Genomic DNA, 11,436 nt, shown 5'->3' with positions numbered 1-11,436 from the left:
GTCCTAAAGGGTTGTCGTAGACTACGACGTTGATAGGCAGGGTGTGTAAGTGCTGCGAGGCATTGAGCTAACCTGTACTAATTGCCCGTGAGGCTTAACCATACAACACCCAAGGGGTTTTGTGGACTCAAAGACAGACCTTGAATGAGTTTGAAAGAGACTTTTAAATACAGTTTTCCAGATTATTTTGCCTTCAGTTTTTAAAAAAGCTGAAAGTAAAAGCAAAATTTGCTTGGCGACCATAGCATTGTGGACCCACCTGATTCCATGCCGAACTCAGAAGTGAAACACAATAGCGCCGATGGTAGTGTGGGGCTTCCCCATGTGAGAGTAGGACATCGCCAGGCTTTAAATTTGAACACTTGTCAGCGACGACAAGTATTCCACTGCGGAGTGGTAGTTCAGTTGGTTAGAATACCGGCCTGTCACGCCGGGGGTCGCGGGTTCGAGTCCCGTCCACTCCGCCACTTATTCGATAACCTCGCCTAGTGCGAGGTTTTTTCGAATCTGAAGTAGTAAAAAGTTTTAGGGGTGTAGCTCCAATTGGCAGAGCAGCGGATTCCAAATCCGCGTGTTGGGAGTTCGAATCTCTCCACCCCTGCCATATTAAGGCTCTAGCAGAAATGCTAGAGCCTTTTTGCTTTCTGAATCTAATATACGCCATTAGCAAAGCAGCGGATTCTCCGACTTATCAAAACAGCACGTGTTTTTTTTTTGGGGGGGGGAGGCCTCTACTCCTGCCATACACAAAGCCTCAGTAAAAAGGCTGGGACTTGGGTGAACTAGACGTCTCCCAGGCTCGTCAGCTCGGTCGAATCTCCGAAGTGCCGGCTCATTCGAACCCTGCCATATTTAAGGTTCTAGACTGCGCGTCCCGGCAGAAATGCTAGAGGCCTTTATTAGAAGTAACGCTGGAAGCACCAAGTACTCCTTTAGCTCAACAATCATTTTGCTTCTGTAGCTCTGCTAGTTAATAACTAACGCTACTCTAGCGAGACATTGAGTCCCGTTATTTGTGTTTCCAGGTGAAAGGTGAGGCCGTCGATTGATACTTATATAATCTTGGAAGTGGTTTATCGGTAGACTAGCGATGGCGCAGAAGAACGAGTTCTCTGTATGACTTAACCTCCAGAAAGAGTTCTGGCCAAATTTAGTCCTCCCCCACATTAAAGTTTTTGATTACTCAAATACTAGCGGTATCAAATATCGATACAAGCTCTATGTTCCACGTATACCCTTCAGCGATAGCTTCAGTGAGGGAATTGGTGAGTTTGACTTTCATTACGTATAAAAAAGGCCACCTAAAGTAGGCGGCCTTGGTTGATCTATCTAGGTGTTAATCTAGCTCTTTCTCTGCTTGTTTTGCTTTCTCTATCATAGGAGTGATTGTTGAGCCTTGAACTAGAATAGAGAACACAACAACTGCATATGTCATGACAAGGATTATCTCTTTTACATCTATTGCTTTGTCTTCAATTACCCAGATACCAGAAGGGATTGAAAGTGCCATCGCTAATGCTAAACCACCACGCAAGCCACCCCAAGTTAGAATCTTAATCGACCATGGGTTGTAAGTTCTAAAGCGTTTAAATCCGATGTAAGACAAGAAAACACTCAAGTAGCGTGCACTCAATACTAGAGGGACTGCGAACGCCATTAAGATCCAGTCTTCTTGGTGGAATTTGAATAGCAGCATCGACATACCAATTAACAGGAATAATACGCCGTTTAAGAATTCATCTATCAATTCCCAGAAATGATCTAGGTGATCTTCACTCTCTTTTGAGAATCCGATAAAGCGAGTCCAGTTACCAATCATGATACCTGATACCACCATTGCTAATGGTCCTGATACATGTAGAACTTCAGCAAACGCATAACCAGCAGTTGGGATACCGATGGTTAATAGCAACTCCATCGAGTGGTCATCGGTGTTGCTGATTAGGTAATGGAATACAAGACCTAAAACAAAACCGTAGACGATGCCGCCAATCGCCTCTTGGACGAATAACATGGTAACACTGCCAACAGTCGGCGCTTCTGTGCCGAATGCGATAGTAAATAGGGTTACGAAGATAACTAAGCCAAAACCATCGTTGAATAGAGATTCTCCCTCGATTTGAGTAGAGATTCTTCTTGGAGCATCTAGCTTCTTTACTATTGCTAACACGGCAATTGGATCGGTTGGGGAGATTAGAGAGCCAAACAGTAGACAGTAAATTAGATCAAATTGAATACCAATGAACTGACAGAACCCGTAAAGTACAAAACCGATAAAGAAGGTTGAAAACAGTGTTGCACCTAATGCGAGTACTGTTATTTCCCACTTCTGGTCTTTTAGGTTTGGTAATTTAATCCCCAAACCACCGGCAAAGAGCAAGAACCCCAAGATTCCCTTAAGTAAGAAATCTTCAAAGTTGATACTGGCAACGGTTTCTGAGGCGATGTCAGCCAATTGGAACCAATTGTTTTGTCCCGCAATGATAATCAATAGAGATAACATCATTGAGCCAGCTGTGATGGCGATGGTTGTCTGCATTTTACCAATTTTGGTATTCACGAAAGCAATAAGCATGGCTGCAGCGGACAAGAAGCATAAGGTGTAATAGACCGACATTGGGATTCCAATATGTAACAAAGTATGAATATGAATTTTCGTTGTCTCATGCTCAAATAGCAAACATTTTTTTGTCATGAGTCGGTAATCAATTTCATTTTTTAGACGTCTAGACTCCTTTTTAATGTGTGATAGGATGGAGGGATAATTAAAGGAATGAGGTTGTACCGTGGGAAGTAATGTAAGGCAAAAGATTGACGCTCTGTTGAAGCAACGAATTTTACTGATTGATGGTGGCATGGGTACCATGATTCAGGATTATAAATTGGAAGAGCAAGACTATCGTGGTGAACGCTTTGCTGATTGGCACAGTGACTTAAAAGGCAACAATGACCTTTTAGTTCTTACGCAGCCTAAGCTTATCAAAGATATCCATTCAAAATACTTGGAAGCTGGGGCTGACATCCTCGAAACCAATACCTTTAACGCTACAACCATCGCTATGGCCGACTATGATATGGAAAGCCTTAGTGAAGAAATTAACTTTGCTGCTGCCAAGCTTGCTCGTGACGCGGCTGATGAGTGGACAGCAAAGACTCCAGACAAGCCTCGCTTTGTTGCGGGTGTGTTAGGCCCAACCAACCGAACTTGTTCTATCTCGCCTGATGTAAATGATCCAGGGTACCGTAATGTTAGCTTTGACGAATTGGTTGAAGCCTATTCTGAATCGACCCGTGCGCTGATTAAGGGTGGCTCAGATCTTATTCTTATCGAGACTATCTTCGATACGTTGAACGCGAAAGCGTGTGCTTTTGCCGTTGAATCTGTTTTTGAAGAAGTGGGTACTACTCTTCCAGTGATGATCTCCGGTACCATCACTGATGCATCAGGTCGTACGCTTTCAGGGCAGACAACAGAAGCATTCTATAATGCCCTTCGTCATGTTAAACCTATCTCATTTGGACTGAATTGTGCTCTAGGCCCTGACGAACTGCGTGAGTATGTTGGCGAGATGTCTCGCATCTCAGAATGCAATGTTTCGGCTCACCCTAACGCGGGGTTACCTAACGCATTTGGTGAGTATGACCTTTCTCCTGAAGATATGGCCGAACACGTTAAAGAATGGGCTGAAAGTGGTTTCTTGAACCTAATTGGTGGTTGTTGTGGCACTACTCCAGAGCATATCCGCCAAATGGCTGAGGCTGTTGAAGGTGTAACGCCGCGTCAATTGCCAGACTTACCGGTTTCTTGTCGCCTTTCGGGGCTAGAGCCTCTGACGATTGCTAAAGAATCTTTATTCGTGAATGTGGGTGAGCGTACCAATGTTACGGGCTCAGCTCGCTTTAAGCGCCTTATTAAGGAAGAGCTTTACGATGAAGCCTTGAGTGTTGCTCGAGAGCAAGTTGAGAACGGTGCTCAAATTATCGATATCAACATGGATGAAGGGATGCTAGATGCTGAGGCGTGTATGGTTAAATTCCTTAATCTATGTGCGTCTGAACCAGAGATATCGAAAGTGCCAGTCATGGTCGACTCTTCTAAGTGGGAAGTTATCGAAGCTGGTCTGAAATGTATTCAAGGCAAAGGCATTGTTAACTCAATATCTCTAAAAGAAGGTAAAGAGAAGTTTGTCGAGCAAGCCAAGTTAGTTCGTCGCTATGGTGCAGCCGTCATCGTGATGGCGTTTGATGAAGTTGGACAAGCCGATACTCGAGAACGCAAAGTCGAGATCTGTACCAATGCCTACAACATTCTTATTGATGAAGTTGGTTTCCCGCCAGAAGATATCATTTTTGACCCGAACATCTTCGCAGTGGCTACTGGTATCGATGAACACAATAACTATGCGGTTGATTTCATTGAGGCAGTTGGGGACATCAAACGCGATCTGCCACATGCGATGATCTCTGGTGGCGTGTCGAACGTGTCGTTCTCATTCCGCGGCAACAATTACGTTCGTGAGGCAATCCACGCAGTATTCCTATACCACTGTTTTAAGAACGGTATGGATATGGGCATTGTAAACGCTGGTCAATTAGAAATTTACGATAATGTTCCAGAAGACCTGCGTGACGCCGTAGAAGATGTAGTACTAAACCGCCGTGATGATTCGACGGAGCGCTTGCTGGATATGGCTACTGAATATCTAGAGCGTGCAGTCGGCAAGGTTGAAGATAAATCTGCGTTAGAGTGGCGAACTTGGCCTGTAGAGAAGCGTTTAGAGCACTCTTTGGTAAAAGGTATCACCGACTTTATTGTTGAAGATACCGAAGAAGCTCGTGTTAATGCCTCTCGTCCTATTGAAGTGATTGAAGGTCCTCTGATGGACGGCATGAACGTTGTTGGTGACCTATTTGGTGAAGGTAAGATGTTCTTACCACAGGTTGTAAAGTCTGCGCGTGTGATGAAACAAGCGGTTGCCCACTTAGAACCATTCATCAATGCATCCAAAGAAGTGGGCGCAACTAACGGTAAGATTTTGTTAGCGACTGTTAAAGGCGATGTTCACGATATCGGTAAAAATATCGTTGGTGTGGTTTTACAGTGTAATAACTACGAGATTATCGATTTAGGCGTAATGGTTTCTTGTGAGAAGATTCTCAAGGTAGCTAAAGAAGAGAATGTCGACATTATTGGCCTGTCTGGACTGATTACACCGTCTCTTGATGAAATGGTACATGTTGCTAAAGAGATGGAAAGACAGGGTTTCAAGCTGCCTCTTCTGATTGGCGGTGCAACCACATCTAAAGCTCACACAGCAGTTAAGATTGAACAAAATTATTCAGAGCCTGTTGTATACGTAAACAATGCCTCGCGAGCTGTGGGTGTTTGTACTTCACTACTTTCTGATGAATTGAAGCCCGCTTTCGTTGAGAAGCTGGATATCGACTATGATCGCGTTCGAGATCAGCACAATCGTAAGAAGCCGCGCACTAAGCCTGTCACACTAGAGAAAGCTCGTGCCAATAAAGTCGCTATCGATTGGGATGCGTATACGCCGCCGGCACCCGCTAAACCGGGAGTTCACATTTTCAAAGATTTTGATGTGGCGACTTTGCGTCAGTACATCGATTGGACTCCATTCTTTATGACATGGTCATTGGTTGGTAAATACCCAGCCATTCTCGATCATGAAGAAGTGGGTGAAGAAGCAAAACGTTTATTCAAAGATGCCAATGATTTACTGGATCGCGTAGAGAAAGATAAGTTGCTTGAAGCGCGTGGCATGTGTGCCATGTTCCCAGCAAACAGTGTTGGTGATGATATTGAGGTGTATACCGATGAATCTCGCACCGAAGTCCTAAAGGTTCTACACAACCTTCGTCAACAGACAGAGAAACCAAAAGGCTTTAACTATTGCCTGTCAGATTACATTGCGCCAAAAGAAAGTGGTAAAGCGGACTGGATTGGTGGTTTTGCGGTAACGGGAGGTATTGGTGAGCGTGAGCTGGCTGATGAATACAAAGCCAATGGTGATGACTACAACGCAATCATGATTCAGGCGGTTGCTGACCGATTGGCTGAAGCGTTCGCGGAGTATCTGCATAAAGAAGTGAGAAAGGATATTTGGGGTTACTCGCCAGATGAGGATTTGTCTAACGACGATTTGATTCGAGAAAAATACCAAGGTATTCGCCCTGCCCCGGGTTACCCTGCTTGCCCAGAGCATACAGAGAAAGGCACTTTGTGGGAGTTGATGGATGTTGAAAAGGCAATCGACATGTCGTTAACCACGAGCTATGCAATGTGGCCAGGTGCTTCGGTGTCTGGTATGTATTTCTCACACCCTGATGCTAGATACTTCGCAATTGCCCAGATTCAACAGGATCAAGTGGATAGCTATGCTGACCGTAAAGGTTGGGACATGTTAGAAGCCGAGAAGTGGTTAGGGCCAAACATTAACTAACTTTTAGACTATAGCGAGCTTTGATTCGTAAAGTAAAAAAGAGAAAGGGTTGCTTAATAGCAACCCTTTTTGTATTTGTGATGTGGTTAATTCAAACCAACCTATTAACCGCTTCCTTATTCAAATAGCTCTTGATGCAGTTTTTGAATTGCGAGTTTAGATACAGATTCATCCAACAAGAAGCACAGGTTGTGTGGGCTTGCTCCGTAACAAATCATACGTAGGTTGAAATCTTCTAGAGTACCGAATACCTGCTTCGCATAGCCTTTGCTTTCACTCATGTTATTACCAATAAGAGCAACAAGACATAGATCGTGCTCAATATCGACAGAACACAGCTCTTCAAGTTCAAGGCGAGCGGCTTCTGGTAACTCTGGAGCACCACCTGATGTGTCAGTTTGATCGAGAGTGAGTGACACACTGATCTCTGAGGTAGTGATAAGATCGACCGAGATTTTATGCTTAGCAAGGATCTCGAACACTTTTGCCAAAAAACCATACGCATGAAACATATTAGCGCTACGTAACGTAACCATAGTTTGGTTGCAGCGTAGGGCAAGCGCTCTAAACAGAGGAGAGCTCTCAACTTCTTGACGAATCCAAGTGCCACCTAACTCTGGTGCTTTAGAAGATCCAACAAATACCGGGATTTGGTGGCGTAGTGCGGGTACTAGAGTCGATGGGTGTAAGATCTTCGCACCAAAGTTTGCCATTTCCGATGCTTCACTGAAGCTGATCTCTGGGATAGGAGATGCTTTCGGTGCGATGCGTGGATCGGTAGTGTAGATCCCCGGAACATCCGTCCAAATTTCTAAGCCAATTGCTTGTACTGATTCGGCAATCAGTGCAGCCGAATAATCACTGCCCCCGCGACCTAAAGTCGTGGTGTTGCCTTCACTATCAGCGCCGATAAAGCCTTGGGTAACGACAACTTGTTGTTGGCAAAGTGGGATAAGTTTTTCTTGTGCTAGAGCGGCGATATTTTCTAGCTGAGGCTCTGCTTTACCAAAATCATCGTTAGTACGCATCACTTCTCTAATATCGAAACGGACTGCGGGTGTACCACGTTCGCGAAGGATTTGAGCAAGGATATGTGTCGACATCAACTCACCGCATGCAACAAGGTGATCGGTCAGTTTGGTACTTGTTTGAAATGATGCAGCTTCTGCTGCGCTCGCAATGTCATCAAGGATGCAGTGAACTTCTTTCTCGATGCTGATTGGGTCTGCGAGTTGGTCAAGAATCGCATTATGAATGTCCGTTAATTGCGTCATTAGTTCCTGACGACGAGCTTTGTCTTGAACACCATTCGCCAGTTCAACCAGCAAATTGGTCACACCAGAACATGCACTACTCACGACTAATTTGGTATTTGAGTTGTTTTCAATAATGGCAGCACAGCGGCTCATGGCTTCAAAGTTGGCAACACTTGTTCCGCCAAACTTAGCGACATTAAAAGAACCAGCTACATTAGATGCACTCACGATATATCTCCCACGACTTCCTAAAATAAAATTACGGTTGGGTAATCCAACGTCCGATGTTTTTCGAAGAGAGTTTTAGAGCAAAAAGAGAGGAATTATTAGAATAGTAACCTCAGAAGCTCTTCACCATATAGAAATGGCGACAGTTGACGGGATTCAGCCCGCTCAACCGATAATAAAGGTCCTGCATCCTTTTATTATCTCGGCACTGCTCCCCCTAAATGTTTTGTATTGGAAATGCGGTTCCACAAAACACCTGCCTGGGCAGTGCTCCTCTTCTGCTAGATAGCCATTTCATTGAACGTGTTTGCAGTAACAATGTCAATCTGTAACTTGAGATAATTGAAAAATAATTTTAACAATTATGTGACAGTGGTTTGACCTCAATACTTATGGCTAATTGCTGAGATAATCAATTTGCTTTAGGGTGGATTGTTCACAACATTAACGTAAGGGATGTACATGTCTAATTTAACACTCACTACTGCTATCGATAGCTTTTATCCACCACACCGAACGTTAATGGGACCAGGTCCTTCTGATATCTCACCTCAAGTGCTGCAGGCTTTGAGCCGTCCTACCATAGGTCACCTAGATCCGCTGTTTATTGCGATGATGGATGAGCTTAAACAACTTCTTAAATACGCTTTTCAGACGGAAAACGAATTTACGATTGCCGTTTCTGCTCCGGGCAGTGCGGGTATGGAGACCTGTTTTGTTAACTTGATTGAGCCTGGTGAAAAGGTGATCGTTTGTCGTAACGGTGTCTTCGGTGAGCGTATGCGAGAAAACGTGGTGCGTTGTGGTGGCGAAGCCATTCTTGTTGATGACGAGTGGGGCAAGCCCGTTTCAGTTGAAAAGGTAGAACAAGCATTGGCAGAAAATCCCGATGCTGTTGCTGTTGCATTTGTGCATGCAGAGACGTCTACTGGAGCGCTATCTGATGCTCAAGCTATCTCAGCTATCGCTCGTCAATTTGATGCGTTAACGATTGTTGATGCAGTGACATCATTAGGTGGTGTGCCATTGCTGGTTGATGAGTGGCAGCTTGATGCGGTTTATTCTGGCAGCCAAAAGTGTCTGTCTTGTGTGCCAGGGCTATCTCCGGTGACTTTCTCTCAGCGTGCTGTTGATAAAATGAAAGCCCGCCAAGCGCCAGTGCAAAGCTGGTTCTTGGATCAAAGTTTAGTACTAGGTTACTGGAGTGGAGAAGGTAAGCGTAGTTACCACCATACTGCACCTGTAAATAGCCTCTATGCTCTGCATGAGTCGCTGGTTTTGTTGAAAAATGAAGGCCTAGATAATGCGTGGTCTCGTCATCATGCAATGCACCAAGAGCTTAAAGAAGGTGTAGAAGCTCTAGGATTAAAGTTTGTGGTTGATGAAGAGAGTCGCCTTCCGCAGCTTAACGCGCTGTATTTCCCTGAAGGCATTGATGAGGCTAAGATCAGAACGCAGCTTTTAGAAGAATATAACCTTGAAATTGGTGCTGGGTTAGGTTCTTTGGCTGGTAAGGCATGGCGTATCGGCTTGATGGGCTACGGTGCTCGCAAAGAGAATGTCGCGCTGTGTCTTAAAGCGCTGCAAGACGTACTTAAATAATAGAATTAGACTCGTTTCAAAGAAAAGCGCACGATCCTCGTGCGCTTTTTTGTGTTTGTTTTAAAAATAAGATGCAATAGTTACATCTCTCTAGTCCTTAGCTATTCTGCCGATGAGACATTGTTTTCTGCTTGAGATATTTTCTTGTATTGAACCTGTGAAAAGTCTCTGTCTGGAAATAAAAACTTTGCTTCACTACGGATTTGTTCCGCTTTGCTTTCTTCCCCTAAACCTTGGTAAGCAAGGATCAGGTTACTGTAGAACGCTGGTCTTGGTTTACTCTTTATGATCTCTAGTGACCAATCAACGTAGGGCTGAATAAGGCTAGGGTCGCCTTTATAAAGACCAATGTTTAGGTAGGTGCTGTATATATCCCAATCGTAGCGATCTTTCCAAACCACAGGGTTGGTGACTTGTTTGAGAATATCTGGGTTTTTAGGTTTAGATAGCTCAAATTTGGTCAGTACATAGTTGGTGTGTAGCGCACTCAACATGTAAACACTCACCAGAATTGGTAACACTAAGCAGGTCACTCTAAATAGTGTTTTGCTAATTATGCTGAACGGCTGTTGATAGTGTCGGGAAGAGCGTTGATCGACCCAGTAAATCAATATAATGAATGTTATCCAGTGAATCGCCGAGTGGTAAAAAGGATACTCGAGTTGAGAGTGCAAAAGGATTGGGATGAATAACGCGAGCAGGGCTAGACGCGTTCCCTTTGCTGAACTTGCTATGCGTGACATCACCAACGCCGCGGCAATCAAGAGGCCGATGATTGGCACAATACCACCTTCTACTCCCCAAAACAGGAACTCATTGTGCGGGTGATCCATTGAAGGGAGACCTGGGTGATAGTTCGAGTTGAGTTGATGTTGGCGAGCCGTATATAGCGTGTATTCAGACTCAAATTTGCCGTAGCCGTAACCAGTAAATGGCTTCTCTACCAACATGTCTAACGTTTGCGGGAAGGTGTAAGCTCGTGGACTTTCTAGATTGGTTCTTTTGCTTGCCAGGCTATCTGTAGCGCTCAAGTTAATAACCGTAAACGCAACAGCGATACCAGCCACTACTGATATACACCATCCGTAGAAGCGTTTTCTTGTCGAGAACTTGTAAAGATAAGGCAGGATACATATCAATCCTATTCCAGCCGCAAGCCAACCAGTACGAGAAGCGATGATAATCAACAAGGGGACGGTTAAGGTTGGAGTTAAATACAGTAGGAATGATTCGCTGATCTTATGGTTATATTTAGCAGGCTGCCTTGCTAAAAGATAAGCGGACAGCACAAAACCAGTAGCAAGAAAGCTTGCCATTACATTCGGTTGTTGGAATATCCCATATGGTCGGTTTGCAGCAGTGTTGTAGCCAAATAGGTTGCCAGGTTCTAATAAGAAATATTGCACATAGCCAAATAGTGCTTGTATAACAACAGCAAGCACAATGAACCACAACATACGTTGCTTGTGTTTATTGCTGAACTTAAATTGCTGCAGCACCACAAATAGGGCAAAGCCCGCCCATAATCCAAGCAAGCGTCCTGACGCTCCTTGAGGTGCAGCATTGCTGTATAAAATGGGTAGCGTGAGTATGATACAGCTAATCAACAAGCCAACCGTTAACTTGGAATACTTGAGTACTCGATTGGTCGCGAGTTGGTAAAAGCCAATTGCTAGCGTGAAGCTTAGCGCCAGCCAAGTGGTAGGGTTAAAGGATAGAGCAAGGCCCGAGCCTCCAGGATTAGGCATGAAAAAATGCATGGCTAACAAGAATACAACAGCTAAAGAAGCCAGAAATGCTTTATTGAGTGGTAGCTGAGTGACCTGATTTTCTAGCTGGGTACCGCTAGTGTGTATTGTTGCCATAAATCCCTAACCTTATAAAAA

General features: G+C 44.4%; 5 protein-coding genes, 2 tRNA genes, 2 rRNA genes and 1 riboswitch. Of the genes, 6 read left to right on the top strand and 3 right to left on the bottom strand.

Annotation, left to right across the window (positions count from 1 at the left end; translation table 11 throughout):
• The 4 genes from ATB74_RS15765 to ATB74_RS15750 all read left to right on the top strand — a co-directional run.
• Window positions 1-102, top strand: a 23S ribosomal RNA gene (locus ATB74_RS15765); the annotation flags it as partial.
• A 129-nt stretch (window positions 103-231) separates the two neighbouring features.
• Window positions 232-347: ribosomal RNA gene (rrf, locus tag ATB74_RS15760) — 5S ribosomal RNA — on the top strand.
• Window positions 348-390: 43 nt separating this feature from the next.
• Window positions 391-467, top strand: a tRNA-Asp gene (locus ATB74_RS15755).
• A 60-nt stretch (window positions 468-527) separates the two neighbouring features.
• Window positions 528-604 (top strand) — tRNA-Trp (locus ATB74_RS15750).
• Between the two features lie 732 nt (window positions 605-1,336).
• On the opposite strand, the gene ATB74_RS15745 is transcribed toward ATB74_RS15750, so the two are convergent.
• Window positions 1,337-2,617, bottom strand: coding sequence for a cation:proton antiporter (locus ATB74_RS15745; RefSeq protein WP_017061334.1), 1,281 nt, complete (start codon window positions 2,615-2,617; stop codon window positions 1,337-1,339).
• A 169-nt stretch (window positions 2,618-2,786) separates the two neighbouring features.
• On the opposite strand from ATB74_RS15745, the gene metH reads away from it, so the two are divergent.
• Window positions 2,787-6,464 (top strand): methionine synthase, encoded by a 3,678-nt coding sequence (metH, locus tag ATB74_RS15740; protein ID WP_061019119.1) that lies wholly within the window; start codon window positions 2,787-2,789, stop codon window positions 6,462-6,464.
• 116 nt (window positions 6,465-6,580) lie between these two features.
• Here the strand turns inward: metH and lysC are convergent, their stop codons facing one another.
• The gene (gene lysC, locus ATB74_RS15735; protein WP_061019118.1) at window positions 6,581-7,948 is read right to left on the bottom strand and encodes a lysine-sensitive aspartokinase 3; all 1,368 of its coding nucleotides are present in this window, start codon (window positions 7,946-7,948) and stop codon (window positions 6,581-6,583) included.
• Between the two features lie 108 nt (window positions 7,949-8,056).
• A riboswitch (Lysine riboswitch) is annotated at window positions 8,057-8,234 on the bottom strand.
• 176 nt (window positions 8,235-8,410) lie between these two features.
• On the opposite strand from lysC, the gene ATB74_RS15730 reads away from it, so the two are divergent.
• Complete coding sequence (locus tag ATB74_RS15730) at window positions 8,411-9,550, top strand: pyridoxal-phosphate-dependent aminotransferase family protein (RefSeq protein ID WP_061019117.1); 1,140 nt, start codon at window positions 8,411-8,413, stop codon at window positions 9,548-9,550.
• Window positions 9,551-9,651: 101 nt separating this feature from the next.
• On the opposite strand, the gene ATB74_RS15725 is transcribed toward ATB74_RS15730, so the two are convergent.
• Entirely contained in the window at window positions 9,652-11,415 is a 1,764-nt protein-coding gene (locus ATB74_RS15725; RefSeq protein ID WP_061019116.1) for a PglL family O-oligosaccharyltransferase, read from the bottom strand.
• Between the last annotated feature and the right edge of the window lie 21 nt (window positions 11,416-11,436).

Source organism: Vibrio splendidus (assembly GCF_001557875.1).
In the GTDB taxonomy this organism is placed as follows: Bacteria; Pseudomonadota; Gammaproteobacteria; order Enterobacterales; family Vibrionaceae; genus Vibrio; species Vibrio splendidus_F.
This window is presented reverse-complemented; position numbering and strand designations above follow the sequence as displayed.

Coding starts and splice junctions, on each gene's coding strand:
- ATB74_RS15745 (WP_017061334.1), bottom strand. CDS start 2,617: ATGTCGGTCTATTACACCTTATGCTTCTTGTCCGCTGCAGCCATGCTT.
- ATB74_RS15730 (WP_061019117.1), top strand. CDS start 8,411: ATGTCTAATTTAACACTCACTACTGCTATCGATAGCTTTTATCCACCA.
- ATB74_RS15725 (WP_061019116.1), bottom strand. CDS start 11,415: ATGGCAACAATACACACTAGCGGTACCCAGCTAGAAAATCAGGTCACT.